Source organism: Mycobacterium colombiense (assembly GCF_001665835.1).
Lineage (GTDB): Bacteria > Actinomycetota > Actinomycetes > Mycobacteriales > Mycobacteriaceae > Mycobacterium > Mycobacterium colombiense_A.
The window spans coordinates 53349-71937 of sequence record NZ_LZSX01000079.1; the positions used below are offsets into that span (position 1 = coordinate 53349).

The 18589-nt window shown below is 65.9% G+C and carries 13 protein-coding genes and 1 pseudogene; 7 read left to right on the forward strand and 7 right to left on the reverse strand.

Annotated elements, in window-relative coordinates; translation table 11 throughout:
• The first annotated feature begins 1 nt into the window (after position 1).
• The 4 genes and pseudogenes from A5760_RS18630 (at position 2) to A5760_RS18645 (ending at position 5368) form a co-directional block, all read left to right on the forward strand.
• Positions 2-421: a DUF6653 family protein gene (locus A5760_RS18630; RefSeq protein WP_196772132.1), complete on the forward strand. Its 420-nt coding sequence runs from the start codon at positions 2-4 to the stop codon at positions 419-421.
• A gap of 124 nt (positions 422-545) precedes the next feature.
• Positions 546-1192 (forward strand): annotated as a pseudogene (locus tag A5760_RS18635) (TetR/AcrR family transcriptional regulator).
• A 68-nt stretch (positions 1193-1260) separates the two neighbouring features.
• Entirely contained in the window at positions 1261-3387 is a 2127-nt protein-coding gene (locus A5760_RS18640) for an Rv1355c family protein (protein ID WP_064883427.1), read from the forward strand.
• A gap of 112 nt (positions 3388-3499) precedes the next feature.
• Complete coding sequence (locus A5760_RS18645; protein ID WP_064883430.1) at positions 3500-5368, forward strand: putative bifunctional diguanylate cyclase/phosphodiesterase; 1869 nt, start codon at positions 3500-3502, stop codon at positions 5366-5368.
• A gap of 4 nt (positions 5369-5372) precedes the next feature.
• Here A5760_RS18645 and A5760_RS18650 read toward each other — a convergent pair whose 3' ends face one another.
• From A5760_RS18650 to A5760_RS18660, 3 genes are all read right to left on the reverse strand, one after another.
• Positions 5373-5972, reverse strand: a complete 600-nt coding sequence (locus tag A5760_RS18650) for a class I SAM-dependent methyltransferase (protein WP_064883432.1) — start codon at positions 5970-5972, stop codon at positions 5373-5375.
• A gap of 88 nt (positions 5973-6060) precedes the next feature.
• Complete coding sequence (locus A5760_RS18655; RefSeq protein ID WP_064883434.1) at positions 6061-7431, reverse strand: cytochrome P450; 1371 nt, start codon at positions 7429-7431, stop codon at positions 6061-6063.
• Positions 7432-7460: 29 nt separating this feature from the next.
• Positions 7461-8177 carry a hypothetical protein gene (locus A5760_RS18660; RefSeq protein ID WP_064883436.1) on the reverse strand — a complete coding sequence of 239 codons (717 nt, stop codon included), beginning with the start codon at positions 8175-8177 and terminating at the stop codon, positions 7461-7463.
• A gap of 275 nt (positions 8178-8452) precedes the next feature.
• Here A5760_RS18660 and A5760_RS18665 point away from each other — a divergent pair, with 275 nt between their 5' ends.
• On the forward strand, positions 8453-8701 hold the full coding sequence (locus A5760_RS18665) for a hypothetical protein (protein ID WP_064883438.1): 249 nt from the start codon (positions 8453-8455) through the stop codon (positions 8699-8701).
• A 7-nt stretch (positions 8702-8708) separates the two neighbouring features.
• On the opposite strand, the gene uvrA is transcribed toward A5760_RS18665, so the two are convergent.
• The gene (gene uvrA / locus A5760_RS18670) at positions 8709-11624 is read right to left on the reverse strand and encodes an excinuclease ABC subunit UvrA (RefSeq protein WP_064883440.1); all 2916 of its coding nucleotides are present in this window, start codon (positions 11622-11624) and stop codon (positions 8709-8711) included.
• Between the two features lie 200 nt (positions 11625-11824).
• Here uvrA and A5760_RS18675 point away from each other — a divergent pair, with 200 nt between their 5' ends.
• A complete protein-coding gene (locus A5760_RS18675) occupies positions 11825-12502 on the forward strand; it encodes an MBL fold metallo-hydrolase (RefSeq protein WP_064883442.1) in 678 nt (225 codons plus the stop codon).
• A gap of 5 nt (positions 12503-12507) precedes the next feature.
• Here the strand turns inward: A5760_RS18675 and A5760_RS18680 are convergent, their stop codons facing one another.
• Positions 12508-12951 (reverse strand): universal stress protein, encoded by a 444-nt coding sequence (locus A5760_RS18680; protein WP_064883444.1) that lies wholly within the window; start codon positions 12949-12951, stop codon positions 12508-12510.
• A 284-nt stretch (positions 12952-13235) separates the two neighbouring features.
• Here A5760_RS18680 and A5760_RS18685 point away from each other — a divergent pair, with 284 nt between their 5' ends.
• Positions 13236-14819, forward strand: coding sequence for a glycosyltransferase family 39 protein (locus A5760_RS18685; RefSeq protein ID WP_064883445.1), 1584 nt, complete (start codon positions 13236-13238; stop codon positions 14817-14819).
• Between the two features lie 42 nt (positions 14820-14861).
• On the opposite strand, the gene A5760_RS18690 is transcribed toward A5760_RS18685, so the two are convergent.
• Positions 14862-16280, reverse strand: coding sequence for an MFS transporter (locus A5760_RS18690; RefSeq protein ID WP_064883448.1), 1419 nt, complete (start codon positions 16278-16280; stop codon positions 14862-14864).
• 57 nt (positions 16281-16337) lie between these two features.
• On the reverse strand, positions 16338-18497 hold the full coding sequence (gene uvrB / locus A5760_RS18695; RefSeq protein ID WP_064883450.1) for an excinuclease ABC subunit UvrB: 2160 nt from the start codon (positions 18495-18497) through the stop codon (positions 16338-16340).
• Positions 18498-18589: the final 92 nt, after the last annotated feature.

Below are 18589 nucleotides of genomic sequence, written 5' to 3' on the forward strand. Positions count from 1 at the left end.
CGTGCTGTCCGTCGCGGGGGTTCGGCGCGCCGTCTTCGCGCGGCACTGCCATCCGTTCAGCGCCTGGACCCGGTGGGCCAGCACGCCGCTGATCCTGGTCCCGGTCTGGACGCGGCGACGGGCCCACGCGGTGTGGATTGCGTTGTGGCTGGCCGTGAATCCCGTGGTCTTCGGCAAGCCGGCGCATCACCGCGCATGGTCGACGCGGGCGATGCTGGGCGAAGAGCTGTGGATCGGCCGTCGACCCCGCGACGCGGCGATGCTGGTCAGCGCGGCGACGTCGGCGGCCGCGTTGGGGGCGGTAGTCGCCGCGCGCCGGCATCGGCTGCGCCCGGCGCTGATCGCCGTCGTGGTGCAGATGGCGCTGACGCTGGTGTACTGGCAACAGATGGTCCGGTATTTCGAACGTCGATCGCGCTAGCGGGCTCACGGCTCCGGCTGCGACCTACGCCCCTCGAGCGGAACGCAAACGCCGGAATCGATGCGCGCTATACGGTAATCCGATATCCACGTATCGTCACGCGGTGCGGGTGTATTGTCCGGCCGTGGGATCCACCCGGCTGTTTCCGTATGACCCGCCCCCGCCAGCAGAGCCTTCCCCCAAGGAGCGAATTCGCGACGCCGCGCTGAGCTGCTTTGCTGTTCGCGGCATCGCCGCCACGACGCTGCGTGCGATCGCGGAGACCGCGGAGGTGTCGATTGGGCTGGTGCAGCACCACTTTCGTACCAAGGCCGCGCTAGCCGCCGCAGTCGATCAGTATGTCCTGCAGGTGGTAAGCGAGGCTTTGGAACCCACAACGTTGCCCGACCCCCCTCCGACGGGCTCAACGCGGCCGGGCGCGCACTGACAGCACTTATGGTCGAACGACCCGACGCGATGACCTATCTCAGCCGCGCGCTTGCCGAGGGCGGCGCATTGGGTTCGGTAATCTTCACCGGGCTGTTGGGCATCAGCGCGGCGCAGCGCGATGAGTTCTCCCGACGGAACAACATCCACCCCGACCTCGATCCCGATTGGGCTGCGCTCAACCCGCTGATCCTGCGTGTCGGCGCGATCATGCTGCATCCGTACATCGAGCTATACCTGCGGGAATCCTTCTTTACCGAGCCGCAATTGCGCCGCTGGGATGCAGCCGTCACCAACCTCATACGGCACGGGCAATTCCTCGACGAAGCGACACCTCGGCGTTGATCTTGCGCTACACAAACCGGGCTCAAACCCGGTCCGGCTTGCCGCCCAGGTGCTATACACAAAGCACCATGGATGAGCCCGGCGTAATCGCCTACACCGCGCAACTTCTCGACGCTGCTGAGGCGCACGGCGCGTTGGTGTTGCGGCGACTACACGCCGATCCCAACGTGGAGTTCATCGACCGGCTCGATGCACAGACAGCCAACCTGCGTAGCCTTCGGCCCATCCCGCATCCTGAGCTTCTGACAGAGCCCGGCCGCTGGGCCTACTACCCGTGGCGGCGCACGGTTGTGGCGGTGCTGGGCCCGCGCGGATATCGCGCCGTACGCCTGGACCGCAATCGCAATAACATCACCCCGGCGGAACAGGACCAGCTGGGCGCACTGCGCATCGGCGTCGCCGGTCTCAGCGTCGGCCACGTCATCGCGCACACCCTGGCGGCCCAGGGATTGTGTGGCCGCCTTCGGCTGGCTGACTTTGATCATCTCGAGCTATCGAACCTGAATCGGGTGCCTGCCAGCGTGTTCGACCTTGGCGTCAACAAAGCGTGTGTGGCGGCGCGCAGGATCGCCGAGCTCGACCCGTACCTACCAGTGGAGGTGTTTGACGCCGGACTGACCTTCGATACCGTCGACGCATTTTTGGACGGGCTCGACATCGTCATCGAAGAATGCGATTCACTGGATATGAAGGCGGTCTTGCGGGAAGGCGCCCGCACCCGCCACATTCCGGTGTTGATGGCGACCAGTGATCGCGGCCTGATCGATGTGGAGCGTTTCGATCAACAGCCTCAGCGACCGATTCTGCATGGTCTGCTCGGCGACCTCGACATCGGATTGTTGCCCGGCATGAGCAGCCGCGAGAAGGTGCCCCACATCTTGCGTCACCTTGAGGCCGAACGCCTTTCACCCCGGACGGCTGCCTCACTGTTAGAGATCGATCGCACGCTGTCGACCTGGCCGCAGGTGGCCTCGGATGTCGTGCTGGGGGCGTCGGCGTTGGCCGAGGGCGTGCGCAGAATTGGGCTCGGCGAGGAGCTTCGCTCGGGCCGTACTCGCATCGATATCGGCTGGGCGCTCGACCAACTCGGTGACCCCGACATGTCCAGGCACCACCCAGCGCCGGTAGACCATCCCGAGCCACCGGAACTACCCGGGATCGCCGGAACCATCGCTGCCGCGGCGATCCGCGCACCTTCCGGGGGAAATGTACAGCCCTGGTATGTCCAAGCCGGACCTACCGAGATCACCATCGATATTGCCGCGCAACACACGTCGACAATGGACGTCGGATTCCGGGGCAGCGCTGTCGCAGTGGGGGCTGCCCTCTTGAACGCCAGGATCGCCGCCGCGGCTCACCACGTTCTGGGCCCCGTCAGCCTCACCGAAAACGGCAACGGATCGCCGCTGCGCGCCACACTGAAATTGAGCGACGGCACCGACCCCGACCTTGCCGATCTCTATCAACCGATGCTCGAGCGCGAAACCAACCGCCACCACGGCAGTCCCCGGCCGATTGGCGCCGCCACCATCGAGGCGCTGCGCGCCGCGGCGAAGCGGGAATTCGCGCATTTACACCTCATCACCGACAGAGACGACATCGCGCATGCGGCAACAATTCTTGCCGCGTCCGACCGCACCCGCTACCTGACGCCGCGGCTGCACAAAGAGATGGTCTCCGAACTGCGCTGGCCCGGTGATGCCGACCCCGACACCGGCATCGACGTGCGCAGTCTGGAACTCGACACCGGAGATCTGGCGATGCTCGATATCCTGCGCCGCACCGACGTCATGACCCATCTGGCCCAATGGAACGCCGGCAGGGCCCTCGGTGAAGACGCCCGGGACCGGATATTAGCCAGTTCTGCGCTGGCCGCGGTCTCCGTACCGGGACAGGACCTTCGCGACTACGCCAGGGGAGGAGCGGCTGTTGAGTTGATCTGGATCATTGCGCAGCGGCAAGGGCTTTGCGTGCAGCCGGTCTCGCCGGTCTTCCTGTACGCCCACAACGAAACTGAATTCGGCGAGCTGTCAACCCAATTCGCGAATGAGCTAAAGCAATTGCAGCGCGACTTCCGAGGTTTAACAGGCATACCTTCCGAACATTCCGCGGTGCTGGTACTCCGGTTCACTGCCGGTCCACCGGCATCGGTACCAAGCCGCCGCAATTTTGACCGCGGACGGGTGCTTCGTTGAGCGGTCCCCTGCTGATGCACCACTTATGGATTCCGAGTCTGTTTGGCGCGCAGACCCATGACCCAGTACGCAATGTCGGCGCAGCCCACGAGTTGAAGCTACGGTAAGGGCAATGTCGGGCACGCTAGATCATTTGGTCACCGCTGCCGCCGCAGAGTTGATGGCGGCCACCGCGGCTGACTCTGCCGCGATGAGTCAACGAGTGCTCGGCGACTTGGTCCGCGAATTGGCTGTGGACTTCAGCTTCCTGCGCCACAACGATCACACGATCCACGCCACGGTGCTCGTCGCCGAGTGGCCGCCACGCAACGCCGACCCCGACCCGATCGGCGTCATCTACTTCTCCGACGCCGACTCCGTCTTCGCCCAGGCCGAGCACCTCAAAGTGCCGCAAGTCGTGCGTCCCGCGCCGGCGAATGCCGACTACCAACGCAATATCGACGAGGGCACCGGGTGGGGCACGGTCTCCCTGGCCGCCGTGCCGCTGCTGTCTGGCGACGTAACGACCGGCACGCTGGCCTTCGGCAAGGTCGGAGACCGCGAATGGCTGCCCGAAGAGCTCAACGCGGTGCAGGCGATCGCCGCGCTATTCGCCCAATTGCAGGCCCGGGTCGTCGCCGAAGAGCAGATCCACTACCTGGCTGAGCACGACGAACTCACTGGGTTGCTGAACCGCAGGGCGCTCATCGCCTACCTCGACAAGCGGCTGGCCGAGGGACAGCCGGGTCCGGTCTCGATAGTGTTCGTCTCACTCGACCGCTTCAAAGTCATCAATGACCGCCTCGGCCAAGACGCCGGCGACCGGTTCATCGTGGCCTTCGCCGCGCTGCTGCGCGAGGCCACCGATGCCGTCCCCACGGTCATAGCGCGTTTCGGCGGTGACGAGTTTGTCGTCGTGCCGACCGTGCCCATGGACGTCGAGGCTGCCGAAGCATTCGCTCGGTCGCTGCACAACCAGGTTCACGGACAAGTCTCAATCGACGGTGAGATGCTCAGTCGTACCGTCAGTATCGGCGTCGCGGCCGGCCTACCCGGACACGAGAGCACGTCGGACCTACTGCGTCGAGTCGACCAGGCCACCCGGTCAGCTAAGGGTTCCGGCGGCAACAAACTCGCAACCTTCAGTCCGGAGATGTCTACGACAGACACGATCCGCAACGACATCGAACTGCACCTGGAAGGAACGATCGACAGCGGTATCGGGACCTTAGTGCTCCACTACTTGCCGGAGTTCGACATGAATACCGGCGCCATCCTTGGTACCGAGGCGCTAATCCGTTGGCAACATCCGACTCTGGGGTTATTGATGCCCGATTCGTTCATTCAGGTCGTGGAATCGATCAACCTCGGTGCCAAACTCGGCCGTCTCGTAATGCGTTCCGCGTGTGCGCAGTTTGGCCTCTGGCAATCACGCGGCGTCGGACAAGGCACGGTGCTACGTGTCAACGTGTCGCCGGTGCAGCTTGTCACAGATGGTATCGTCGCTGCCGTCGCAGCCACCCTCGACGAGTTCAGTCTCGATCCCAGCACCGTATGTCTGGAGATCACCGAAAGTGTTGTGGTTCAAGATATCGACGCCACACGCAAAACGTTGTTCGGATTGAAGGATATCGGCGTACAGATCGCCATCGACGACTTCGGCACCGGATACAGTGTGCTGACGTATCTGAAATCTCTGCCCGTCGACGCACTCAAGATCGACAAGGGGTTTGTCCGCAGTCTCGATACCAACGCCGGTGATCTGGCGATCGTGCGCTCGACGATGGCCCTGGCCGAGGCCTTCGGGCTCGAGGTCGTCGCCGAAGGGGTCGAAACCGTGGCCGCGGCCAAGACGCTACTCAGCCTCGGTTGCCATCGCGCACAAGGCTTTCTGCTGTCCCGCCCGCTGGACAGCTCGGCGATGGAGTCGCTCTTAACCAAACGCGTCGTCCCGATTAACTTCTCCGACACGGGGTCTTCCGGAAGAGGCAACTCGCTGTAGACGGTCAACGGCACCGTTGGAACAGGTAGTAATACGTCGCGGTCTTGTCGTCGAGTTCCGGCTCGTCGCCGGTGGACAGCAGCCTCCAGCCGTTAGCGAATCGTCGTTCGATCTCGGCGTGATCAATGCCCGGCACCCCGAACCGGCCACCGGGAGGGAACGCGACAATGAATAGCCGCGCATCGGACGCCGCCACGGCGCTGATCTCCCGGACGTAGGCCTCACGATCGGCGTCACTCATGTTGTGGATGCACCCGTTATCGACGATCAAGCCAAAGCCCGTACCGATTCCGGACTGACTCAACTGGGTGACGTCAGCACGGACAAAATCGACCGGAACCTTGGCGGCGCCGGCCTTGGCCCGCGCCTTGTCGAGCGGCTTTGCGACGTAGTCAACCCCGGTGACCCTCCAGCCCTGCTGAGCAAGGTAGATGGCGCAATCCCCGGTGCCGCATCCCACGTCGAGAGCCGATCCCGCGAGCAATGCCGGGGTCTGCGCGCTTCCCTCGACCAGATCCCGCAGACCCTGTCCGATCGGATGGCCCTCCCACGGCGTGAAGCCAACCCGATAGAAGAACCGAAATCGCATGTGTCGAGAAGCCATAGCCGCAATCATGGCATTCGCGACAACTTGCCGGTCCCCAACCCGCCGGCAGGTGCAGCACTGCGTCAGGACTTAGGCAGCGGAAAGGTTACTGACGTAGTCGTATCTCGGCCCTGATCGGAGCCGCCGCGACCATTGTGAACGGCACGGCCAGCGGGAATTCGTCGGAAAGAGACTTGATTTCGACTCGGCGCACGATGGTGGCCAACGCGAGGGTGGCTTCCAGCATCGCGAAGTGGTCCCCGATACACGAGCGTGGCCCGCCCCCGAACGGAACGTACTGCCAACGGTCGCGACCGTCAGCGCGCTCGGGACTGAACCGGTCCGGATCGAATCGCAGCGTATCGTCCCACAGGCCCGGGTCGGTTTGTACCGCCATCCTTCCGAACGCCAGCATGGTGCCGGCTTTGACGCGGTAGCCGGCGACTTCTACGTCGCGCGTCGCCATTCGGGTTCCGGTCGGGCCCGGTGGGCACAGCCGCAGCGCCTCCTGAAGTACCCGGACGGTAAAGCCCAGCCGCGCAACGTCGTCGGGAGTGAGTTGGCGATTTGGTAGGCCCGCGGCTTCGGCCGCGACGCGCTGCTGCAAGTCCGGGTGGCGACCCAGCGCCCACAGCGCGTAGGTCAGAGTCGTCGCCGTGGTGTCGTGGCCGGCGAACAAAAAGATGATCATTTCGTCGCGAATCTCGTTGTCCGATAACGATAGCCCGGTCTCTGGATCGGTGGCGGCGATTAGCGCGTGTACCAGCGGAGCCTCCCTCTCGGGGTCGGCACGACACGCTTGCAAAATCTCGTCGGCCAGCTCCCGAATCGCCGCGGCCGCAGCGCGGGCACGCCGACGCGCCGGTGTGGGCATCCACTCTGGTGCGCGCAGCGGCCGCAGCGCGCGCCGCACCGCGTAACTCGTCGCCACGCGCAGCGGCTCGGCGATCGCGTCGGAGCGCTCATCGAGATCCAATCCCAATACCGAGCGCCCCAATGCCCGCAACGTCAGCGTGCGGCATTGCGCGTCCAGATCGATCTCGGCGCCGTCGCGCCACTGGGCACGCACGATCTCCGCGGCCTCGGCCATGTGCCCACCGAACTGGCGGACACGCTGGCGGGTGAACACCGGTTGCAGGGTGCGTCGGCGCGGCAACCACTCCGAGTGGGGCAAGACGAACAGGTTTCCGCCGAGCAGCCGACGAAGCTCAGTGGCCACCGTGCTGGTCTTGTCGACCGAACCGTCTCTCACACTGACGATGTCGCGGATGCCTTGTGGTGATGTCGCCAAAACGATCGGCGGGATCAGCCACTTCGGGCCCAAGGTAACCCGGGTGACAGGCCCGCCGGCATCGCGGAGTCTGTTGGTGCCGGTATGGAATTCCTTGATGGCCTTCAGTCGATCCCGATACGGAAGCGGGTTTTTCGGGGCCAACGGCAACGCCGCAACGTCGCGCACGGGCTCAGCGATGGACACGAGTCGACCCTAGAACACTTTGATTTCTGCTATGCCGAGATGCGGCTGAGGATTTCGGCGTTCTCGGCGCACATCAGCTTGAATTGTCCCGGCTCGGCATGTGTGGCAAGGGTGCGACGATCCCACCACATCACCTTGGTCCGGTAGTCCTCACTGGGATACGCCGCCGCCGGCACGCGGTTAGCCACGACGCCCCCAGAGGACTGCCACTGCTCCAGCACGTGAGCCGCCGCGGTGGCCATCACGAACTGAACACCCAGCAAAGTCATCATCGGCAGCGCGGTGCGGGCCAACACGGTGGACAGCGCGCGATTGCCATATTCGCGAGAATTGGTCCACGCGCCTTTTACCTCCACGACGCCAAACGGAAGCCGGTTGGAAATCATATGGCGCAGCAACGGAAGACCCGGATTGCCTTTCCATTCCTCGAGAGCGTGGGAGTCCTCCGGCGAGCGCAAAGGCCCGACAACACGCGTACCTCCGACGACTCGCCCTTGCGGGTCAAGCGCAGCAAAAAACAGGGACGTGTCGGCTCCATCCTGAATCTGGTCGACGTCGAGCACCCAATCCAGCCCGTGCCGGCGATAGCTGTTCAGCGCGCCTTCCAGGTACTGATTCCACAGATCAGGCTCCGCGGCCGGCGTCGCCGCGGTGACCCAGCACCCCGTCGAGTGATCGCGCCAACCAAACCCCGAATCCGACCACGGGCCGTCAATCCCGAGCCCCGTGATTTGCACCGCTTCCATACGTGACCTCCGCTTATTCGCCGTTACCAACGAGTAATTTTTTGAACGCCTCTGAATCGTTTGCTAATTTGACTCGCGACAAATTAACCAAAGGGATTGTGACATAAACGGACGAATTCGACCGCAGCGCGAGGGCAATAGCTCACGAAAAGGCTCTTGTGGCGCATTTGTTTTGGCCGCCAGGTCCCGCTGTGGCGCCGCGACGCCGATACTGAGGCTGCCGCACCGAAACCGCGACGCGGCATCTCGATCCCTCGTCGCAGTACCGTGACGGCATGCCCGACGAACCAGTCACGCCCAGCTCCACCGGGCCCGTGCCCGAATACGACGACGCCGGTGTGCCGACCTTCGAGTCGGTGCGCGAACAGATCGAGGCCCGGTACGCGACCGCGCAAGGCGCCGCCGAACTCGACGCCGACTCACCCGAAGGCCGCTCGGTCGACGAACAATACGACGAACGCCGGCGTGCCGCGGCCGAGCGGCTGGCCCAGATCCGGGAGTCGATGCGGCCCGAGCAGGGATGACCGGGGCTCAGGCTGTGACTTTGCGACGCCGGTTCGATCGCCGCGGAGCGCTGGAGGGGGCCGGGCTGCGGCCGATCACCTCGGCGAGGAACTTCCCGGTGTAGCTCTCCGGCACGGCGGCGACGTCCTCCGGAGTGCCTTCCGCGACAACGGTTCCGCCCTCGGCACCGCCTTCCGGCCCCATGTCGACGATCCAGTCCGAGGTCTTGATCACGTCCAGGTTGTGTTCGATGACGATGACCGTATTGCCTTTGTCGACAAGGCCGTTGATGACCTTCAGCAGCTTGCGGATGTCGTCGAAATGCAGACCCGTGGTGGGCTCGTCGAGGATGTACACCGTGCGCCCCGTCGAGCGCTTCTGCAGTTCGGCGGCCAGTTTGACGCGCTGCGCCTCACCGCCGGACAACGTCGGCGCGGGCTGGCCGAGCCGCACATATCCCAGCCCAACATCGACCAGGGTGCGCAGGTAGCGGTGGATGCCGGTGATCGGCTCGAAGAACTCCGCCGCCTCCTCGATGGACATGTCCAGCACCTCGGAGATGGTCTTGCCCTTGTAGTGCACCTCCAGGGTCTCCCGGTTGTACCGGGCGCCGTGGCAGACCTCGCACGGCACATACACGTCGGGCAGGAAGTTCATCTCGATCTTGATCGTGCCGTCGCCCGTGCACGCCTCGCAGCGGCCGCCTTTGACGTTGAACGAGAACCGGCCCGGTTGGTAGCCACGGACTTTGGCCTCGGTGGTGGCGGCGAACAGGGTGCGGATCTTGTCGAACACCCCGGTGTAGGTGGCCGGGTTGGATCGCGGCGTGCGACCGATCGGTGACTGGTCCACCCGCACCAGCTTGTCCAGGTGATCCAGCCCGGTGACCCGGGTGTGCCGGCCGGGGACCTGGCGGGCGCCGTTGAGCCGGTTGGCCAGCACCGCGGCCAGGATGTCGTTCACCAGCGTCGATTTGCCCGATCCGGACACACCGGTCACCGAGGTGAGCACGCCGAGCGGGAAACAGACGTCGATGCCGCGCAAATTGTGCTCGCGGGCGCCGACGACGGTCAGCTGACGCTTGCGGTCGACGGGCCGCCGCTTCGCCGGCATCTCGATGCGTTCCTTGCCCGACAGGTAGGCGCCGGTGATCGAATCCTTGTTTGCCAGCAGCTCGCTGTAGGTGCCGCTGTGCACGATCTCGCCCCCGTGCTCACCGGCCCGGGGGCCGATGTCGACGATCCAGTCGGCGTGCGCGATGGTGTCCTCGTCGTGCTCGACGACGATCAGCGTGTTACCCAGAGCCCTTAGCCGCGTGAGGGTTTCGATGAGCCGCCGGTTGTCGCGCTGATGCAGCCCGATGGACGGCTCGTCGAGCACATACAGCACACCGACCAGGCCCGACCCGATCTGGGTGGCCAGCCGAATGCGTTGCGCCTCACCGCCGGACAGCGTGGCCGCGGCGCGGGACAGCGACAGATACTCCAGCCCCACGTCGAGCAAAAAGCCCAGCCGCGACTGGATCTCCTTGAGCACCTGCCCGGCGATCGCCTTCTCGCGGACGCCGAGGGTGAGCCCGTTCAGAAAGTCCGCACAGTCCGAGATCGACAGCTCGCAGACCTCGGCGATGGACTTCGCGCCCCGGTCCCCCGCGGCCAGCGTGACGGCCAGAATCTCCGGCTTGAGTCGGGTGCCGTCACACTCCGGGCAGGGCACGTCACGCATGAAGCCCTCGTAGCGTTCCTTCATCTGCTCGGACTCGGTCTGGGCCATCTTGCGCTGCAGGAACGCCAGCACGCCCTCGAAATCGGCGTAGTAGGACCGGGTCCGGCCGTACCGGTTGCGGTACCGCACGTGCACCTGGTGATCGGAGCCCTCGAGAATCGCCTTGCGGGCCTTGGCCGGCAGCTTGCGCCACGGGGTATCGACGTCGAAGCCCAGCTCGTCACCGAGCCCGGCCATCATCCGGGTGAAGTACTCCGCGGTGTGGCCCGCCGACCACGGCGCCACCGCGCCCTCGGCCAACGTGCGCTCGGGGTCGGGCACCACCAGGTCGGGGTCGACCTCCTTGCGGATGCCCAGGCCGCTGCACTCCGGGCAGGCGCCGTAGGGCGAGTTGAACGAGAACGACCGTGGTTCCAGGTCGTCGACCGCCAGCGCGTGTCCGTTGGGGCAGGCCAGCTTCTCGGAGAACCGCTGCTCCCGGTTGTGCGCGTCGTGTTCGTGGTCGACGAACTCGAGCACCACGATGCCGTCCGCCAGGTTCAGCGCGGTTTCCACCGAATCCGTGAGCCGCTGCTTGGCGGACGCCTTGACGGTCAGGCGGTCCACCACCACCTCGATGTCGTGCTTTTCCTGCTTTTTCAGCTTCGGCGGATCGGTCAACGGGTGCACGACACCGTCGACCCGCACCCGGCTGTAGCCCTGGGCGTTGAGCTTCTCGAAGAGGTCGGCGAACTCGCCCTTGCGGGTGCGCACCACCGGGGCGAGCACCAGGAATCGGGTGCCCTCCGGCATCGCCAGCACCTGGTCGACGATTTGCTGCGGGGTCTGGCGGGCGATCCTCTCGCCGCAGATCGGGCAGTGCGGCGTGCCCGCCCGCGCGTAGAGCAGCCGCAGGTAGTCGTACACCTCGGTGATGGTGCCGACGGTGGAGCGCGGGTTGCGGTTGGTGGACTTCTGGTCGATGGACACCGCCGGGGACAGGCCCTCGATGAAGTCGACGTCCGGCTTGTCCATCTGGCCCAGGAACTGGCGGGCATAGGCGGACAGCGACTCCACGTACCGGCGCTGCCCCTCGGCGAAGATCGTGTCGAAGGCCAGCGACGATTTACCCGAACCCGACAGCCCGGTGAAGACGATCAACGCGTCGCGGGGCAGGTCGAGATCGACGCCGCGCAGGTTGTGCTCGCGGGCGCCCTTGACGATCAGACGGTCAGCCAACGCTGCCCCTCTCAGGAACTATCTGGCGACTTCTCGTAGCCGCACTGCGGAATCCGAACGGAATTGCGCACGGCGCATTCCATGCTATGTGCCCATACCGACAAGCAACGTGCGACCAGTAACGTGGCCGCCAGGGACTGGCGCCGACGACGATGTTCCCGGCTCGGACGGCGCCGATGCCGGATCAAGGAGTGGCGCACATGACTGCAGTGGACGACAACTACACCGGACACGTTGACCCCGGTACCGCGGCCCGCCGGACCCTACCCGGCGCCACGATCCTAAAGGCCTCTGTCGGCCCCATGGACAACAACGCATATCTGATCACTTGTTCCGCTACCGGCGAAACGCTGCTGATCGACGCCGCCAACGACGCGGACGTGCTGATCGACCTGATCCGGCAGAACGCGCCGAAGGTGTCGTTGATCGTGACCAGCCACCAGCACTTCGACCACTGGCAGGCGCTGGAGGCGGTGGCAGCCGCCACCGGGGCACCGACCGCCGCCAACGAGATCGACGCGGAACCGCTGCCGGTCAAACCGGACCGTTTGCTGAGCAACGGCGACACCGTGCAGATCGGCGAGCTGACGTTCGACGTCATCCACCTGCGCGGGCACACCCCGGGCTCGATCGCGCTGGCCCTGGACGGGCCAGCGACCGGCGGGGTCACCCAGTTGTTCACCGGCGACTGCCTGTTCCCGGGCGGCGTCGGGAAGACATGGCAGCCGGGCGATTTCGCCCAGCTGATCGAGGACGTCAGCACCCGGGTGTTCGACGTGTATGACGACTCCACGGTCATCTACCCCGGTCATGGCGACGACACGGCGTTAGGCGCCGAGCGCCCGCACCTGAGCGAATGGCGCGAGCGGGGCTGGTAGCGCGGCTACGTCGTGGTGTGCACGATCAATACGTCGGTCTTGGCCCGACGGGAGACGTTGGCCGGCACCGATCCCAGCAGCCGGCCGGCGATCGTGCTCAAGCCGACGTTGCCGACCACGAGCAGATCGGCCTGCTCCTCCTCGGCGAGGTGCACCAGCGCGTCGACCGGCGCCCCGACGATGGGTCGCTCGTCGATGTTTTTCGCACCGGCGGCGTGGGCGCGGTCCTTGGCGTCACGCAGGATCGCGTAAATCGGGGCGGTGCCCGAAACCTTGTAGCTCTCGTCCCGCAGGACGTCGGCGGCCCGGGCGTCCTCATGTTGGGGCAGGTACGCCGACGCCACGATCAGCTTGGCGTCCGCTCCCGCGATCTGCGCCGCCTTCTCCACCGCGCGCATCGACGAATCCGAGCCATCGGTTCCTACCACCACAGTCCGATAGGCGCCCATTTACCCTCCCAGTTTCGGTTGGTCAGCCAACCCAAGACAGTAGCGCGTTTGCTCGATGCGCAGGAGACAGATTAACGACACAGCGTGGCGTGGCGCGTCCGCAATTTGCGGGCGCTGGCTGCGGCAACGGACAATATCGCCAATGACAAAACAATCGAATGTGCAGTGCCAACGTGGAAGGCATTGCATTACGCCGCTTTTCGGGAAAGTGGACATGAAGTGCGAATGCGCCGGCCGCGGTTTGTGACCCGTTCCGTCAACCGCGCCTTACAGTAACAAGCATCATGTCCATGCCCACCCTCGAGCCCACCGTCGAGCCTCGTGCCGGGGATTTCGGCGCCGGGTCCGTGTCGGGGCGTGCGCGCGGCGGGTTGCTCGATCCGTGGGCAATCGCCCTGTTCGCCACCGTTGTCAGCGCCGCCTGGGCCTGTCGGCCATCGCTCTGGTTCGACGAAGGAGCGACGATATCCGCTTCGGCCAGCCGGACTTTGCCAGAGCTGTGGCGGTTGCTGGGCCACATCGACGCCGTCCATGGCGCTTATTACCTGCTGATGCACGGTTGGTTTGCGCTGTTCCCGCCTACCGAATTCTGGTCGCGTTTCCCCAGTTCCCTGGCGATCGGAGCCGCCGCCGCCGGTGTCACGGTGTTCACCAGGCAGTTCTCGACGCGGCCAGCGGCGGTGTGCGCGGGGGTGATTTTCGCGATCCTGCCGCGCACGACCTGGGCGGGCATGGAAGCGCGTCCGTACGCCTTCGTGGCGGCCGCGGCCGTCTGGCTGACGGTGTTGTTCCTCGCCACCGTCCGGCGGAACAGGCGGCGCGGGTGGGTTTGGTACGCGCTGGGATTGATGCTGTCGATACTGCTCAACCTCAACCTGGTGCTGTTGGTGCCGGTGTACGGCGCGATGCTGCCGCTGCTCGCACCCAAAGGCGCGCGCAGGTCTCCGGCGCTCCGGTGGGCCGCCGCTTCGACCGTCGCGGTGGCGGCCATGACGCCGTTCCTGGTGTTCGCGCACAACCAGGTGTGGCAGGTCAACTGGATCTACCCCGTCAGCTGGCATTACGCGTTCGACATCATCCTGCGCCAGTATTTCGACCACAGCGTGGCCTTCGCCATCGCGAGCGCGGTCCTGATCGTCGCGGCGGCCGCGACACGGTTGGCCGGCGTGCCGGCCCCGGCCGGCGACCTGCGCCGGCTGTTACTCATCGCCACGGCGTGGGTGGTGATTCCCACCGCCCTGGTCGTCATCTATTCGGCCGTCGACGAGCCGATCTACTACCCGCGCTACCTGATCTTCACCGCCCCCGCGATGGCCGTCGTCCTGGCCGTCTGCCTCGTCAGCGTCGCCCGCCGACCCTGGCCCATCGCCGGCGGGGTGCTGCTGTTCGCCATCGCCGCGGTGCCGAATTACCTGTTCGTCCAACGTTGGCCGTATGCCAAAGAGGGTTGGGACTACAGCCAGGTCGCCGATCTGATCAGCTCCCACGCCGCCCCCGGCGACTGTCTGATGGTGGACAACACCGTGCCGTGGAAGCCCGGACCGATTCGTGCGCTGCTGGCCACCCGCCCGGCGGCCTTCCGGTCGTTGATCGACGTGGAGCGCGGCGTGTACGGCCCGAAGGTCGGATCGTTGTGGGACGGGCACGTCGCCGTGTGGCTGACGACGGCCAAAATCAACAAATGCCAGGCGATCTGGACCATCACCAATAAAGACAACTCGCTGCCCGACCATCAGGCCGGGCAATCGCTACCGCCCGGAAGCGCGTTCGGTCGCGCCCCGGCGTACCGTTTCCCGGGCTACCTCGGCTTCCACATTGTCGAGCGGTGGCAGTTCCACTACTCGCAGGTTGTCAAGTCCACGCGGTGATTTGGTGCTTTGGTCGGTCGCGTGCAGCGCCGGGCCCGAAGCTCAGCCCCCGGTGGCGACCGGCTCGGCTTGCCGGGTGGCCCGCGTCGCGGCGTAGGACACCGCCACGCCGGCCGCGCTCAACGCGGTGAACACCGTGAACAGCAGGTGCGCCGCCATCTCCTCGCCGCCGGTGGCGGTGTTGACGACGACACCGGCCAATCCGGCACCGATCGCGGCGGACGTCAGCTGGACGGTGTTGATCGCGGCGGAAGCGGCGCCGCCTTCGGCCGGGTCCGCGACGGAGGCCATCGCTCGGGCCGACAGGTGCGGCCAGGCCATCCCGATTCCGATGCCGGCAACCAGCAGGGCCACCGCCCACAGCGCGGCGGTCCAGGCCGAGCCGTCGCCGTGCCGGGCGACGGCGCCCAGCGCCAGGCCCGACGCGGCCACCATCGGCGCCACCATGACCACCCGCCCGACCGTCCGCGGGTTCTCCAGGGATGCGCTGACGATCTCGCTGACGGTCCATCCCAGAGCGAGCGCCGCGCCCAGGAATCCGGCCGCGATCGGCGTCAGGTGGGCCAGCCGCTGCCCGAACAGCGGCACGTAGGTGTTCACCATCGCTGCGCCCATCAGCACACCCATGGTGAGGTAGATCCACTTCAGGGGGCCGGGCGAGAACACGCTGGGCGGCAAGATGGCCGCGTGCATCCGCCAGTCGACGATCACGAAGACGCCGACCAGGCCGATGCCCGCCGCGAGCAGCCCATACGTCGCGATGGTGTTGCGCGGAATCTGCGCGACGCTGACGGCCAGCGCCGCCAACCCGATGATCAGCAGCGACCACACCGGGACCTTCATCCTGGCGAGGCCGTTCGTCGGGTTGACGCGGGCCAGCGCGACCGGGACCAGCAGGGCCATCAGCACGGTCAGGATGGCCATCACGACGAAAGCCCATCGCCAGATCCCGAGCTGCGCGAACAGGCCTCCCGTAGTGGGTCCGACCACGGTCGCGACGCCCCACATCGCCGACACCAGGGCCGAGCCCCGTGTCCACAACCAGCGGGGCAGGGCGGAGTTGATGACCGCATAGCCCAGGCCGGCCAACAAGCCCCCGGCCATCCCCTGCATGGCGCGCCCAGCAATCAAAACATGCATGTTTGGTGCGGCAGCGCAAACCAGGCTGGCGATGCCGAACACGGCGAGTCCCATCAGATATGACGACCGCGCCCCGATGCGCAGCAGTATCGGATTGACCATCGTCGCCGCGACCACCGACCCCACCAGGTACAGCGTCGTCACCCACGCGTAGAGCCGGCTGCCGCCGATTTCTGCGATGGTGTTGGGCAATAAGCTGGTGGTCAGGAACTCATTCGTGGCGTAGAGCGCCACCCCGCCGGCCAGCAGGATGGAAGTTCTCAGGTACCTCGCGCCCAGCAGCTCACGCCAGCCGCCGGTGATAGTCGCCGCGTCGGTCACCCCTCTACCGTATGGGGTCACGCGGAGAGAAGAGCCGGAGATCGGTTGCCAGCAAACTCATTTCACGCCGGCGGCGTCCATCCCACGCAGTTCCTTCTTGAGGTCGGCGATCTCGTCGCGGAACCGCGCCGCCAGCTCGAACTGCAAGTCACGAGCCGCGGCCATCATCTGGGCGGTGAGGTCCTTGATCAGGTCGGCCAGCTCGGCGCGCGGCATGCTGGCCGTATCCCGGCCCTCGAACACGCCCGCGCTGACCGCGCGGCCCGGCTCACCCTGTGCGCGCCGGCCGCGGGACGCATTGCGCCCTGACCCGCCGATCTCCACCGTCTCGCTGTCGTCCGCCTCGCGGTAGACCTGGTCGAGGATGTCGGCGATCTTCTTGCGCAGCGGCTGCGGGTCGATGCCGTGTTCCTCGTTGTACGCGACCTGCTTCGCCCGGCGCCGTTCGGTCTCGTCGATGGCCTCTTTCATCGAGTCGGTGATGGTGTCGGCGTACATGTGCACCTCACCGGAGACGTTGCGGGCGGCGCGGCCGATGGTCTGGATCAGGCTGCGCGATGACCGCAGGAATCCCTCTTTGTCCGCATCCAGGATCGCCACCAGAGACACTTCGGGAAGGTCCAGGCCCTCGCGCAGCAGGTTGATGCCGACCAGCACGTCGTACTCGCCCAGCCGCAGCTGGCGCAGCAACTCCACCCGGCGCAGCGTGTCGACCTCCGAGTGCAGATAGCGCACCCGGATGCCCATCTCGAGCAGGTAGTCGGTGAGGTCCTCGGCCATCTTCTTGGTCAGCGTCGTGACCAGCACCCGCTGGTCGGCCTCGGTGCGCTTCCGGATTTCGCCGATCAGGTCGTCGATCTGCCCCTTGGTCGGCTTGACCACGACTTTCGGGTCCACCAGGCCGGTGGGCCGGATCACCTGCTCGACGAATTCGCCGCCGGACTGGCTGAGTTCGTAGGGGCCGGGGGTGGCCGACAGGTACACCGTCTGCCCGATCCGGTCGGCGAACTCCTCCCAGGTCAGCGGGCGGTTATCGCACGCCGACGGCAGCCGGAATCCGTATTCGACGAGGTTGCGTTTGCGCGACATGTCGCCCTCGTACATGCCGCCGATCTGCGGGACGGTGACGTGGGATTCGTCGATGACCAGCAGGAAGTCTTCCGGGAAGTAGTCCAGCAGGGTCGCCGGCGGCGAGCCCGCACCTCGGCCGTCGATGTGCCGGGAGTAGTTCTCGATGCCCGAGCAGAACCCGACCTGGCGCATCATCTCGATGTCGTAGTTGGTGCGCATCCGCAACCGCTGCGCCTCGAGCAGCTTGCCCTGGCCCTCCAGCTCTGCCAGCCGCTCGGCCAGCTCCGCTTCGATCGTCGAGATCGCGTGGGCCATCCGCTCCGGGCCGGCCACGTAGTGGGTGGCCGGGAAGATCCGCAGCGAGTCCACCTGGCGGATCACGTCGCCCGTCAGAGGGTGCAGGTAGTACAGCGCCTCGATCTCGTCGCCGAAGAACTCGATGCGCACCGCCAGCTCTTCGTAGGACGGGATGATCTCCACGGTGTCGCCGCGCACCCGGAACGAGCCGCGGGTGAACGACAGGTCGTTGCGGGTGTACTGCACGTCAACGAGCAGCCGCAGCAGCGCATCCCGCGGTACCTCGGCACCCACCCGCACCTCGACCGAGCGGTCCAGGTAGGACTGCGGCGTGCCCAGGCCGTAGATGCACGACACCGACGCCACCACGACCACGTCGCGGCGCGACAGCAGCGAGGACGTCGCGGAGTGCCGTAGCCGCTCCACGTCGTCGTTGATCGAGCTGTCCTTCTCGATGTAGGTGTCGGTCTGGGCGATGTACGCCTCGGGCTGGTAATAGTCGTAGTACGAGACGAAGTATTCAACCGCGTTGTGGGGCAACATCTCTCGCAGCTCATTGGCCAGCTGGGCGGCCAGCGTCTTGTTGGGCGCCATCACCAGGGTGGGCCGTTGCAGCCGCTCGATGAGCCACGCGGTGGTGGCCGACTTCCCGGTACCGGTGGCACCCAGCAGCACGACGTCGCGCTCCCCCGCCCTGATCCGGCGTTCCAGCTCCTGGATGGCGGCCGGCTGGTCACCGGCGGGATCGTGCGGGCTGACCACCTCGAAGTCGCCGCCGACGCGCACGACGTCGTCGACAGCGCGATACTCCGAATGCGCTACTACGGGATGCTCCGTGGCGAATGCCATGCCACCAGGGTAGAACCGATCACCGACAAGTGCTTTGGAGCCGGTCCTCCCAGGTCAGCGCCCGCGTCCGGCCACATCCGTCCCATCCGTAG

Coding starts and splice junctions, on each gene's coding strand:
- uvrB (WP_064883450.1), bottom strand. CDS start 18,497: ATGGCATTCGCCACGGAGCATCCCGTAGTAGCGCATTCGGAGTATCGC.
- A5760_RS18665 (WP_064883438.1), top strand. CDS start 8,453: ATGCCCGACGAACCAGTCACGCCCAGCTCCACCGGGCCCGTGCCCGAA.
- A5760_RS18675 (WP_064883442.1), top strand. CDS start 11,825: ATGACTGCAGTGGACGACAACTACACCGGACACGTTGACCCCGGTACC.
- A5760_RS18645 (WP_064883430.1), top strand. CDS start 3,500: ATGTCGGGCACGCTAGATCATTTGGTCACCGCTGCCGCCGCAGAGTTG.
- A5760_RS18685 (WP_064883445.1), top strand. CDS start 13,236: ATGTCCATGCCCACCCTCGAGCCCACCGTCGAGCCTCGTGCCGGGGAT.
- A5760_RS18680 (WP_064883444.1), bottom strand. CDS start 12,951: ATGGGCGCCTATCGGACTGTGGTGGTAGGAACCGATGGCTCGGATTCG.
- A5760_RS18650 (WP_064883432.1), bottom strand. CDS start 5,972: ATGGCTTCTCGACACATGCGATTTCGGTTCTTCTATCGGGTTGGCTTC.
- A5760_RS18660 (WP_064883436.1), bottom strand. CDS start 8,177: ATGGAAGCGGTGCAAATCACGGGGCTCGGGATTGACGGCCCGTGGTCG.
- A5760_RS18640 (WP_064883427.1), top strand. CDS start 1,261: ATGGATGAGCCCGGCGTAATCGCCTACACCGCGCAACTTCTCGACGCT.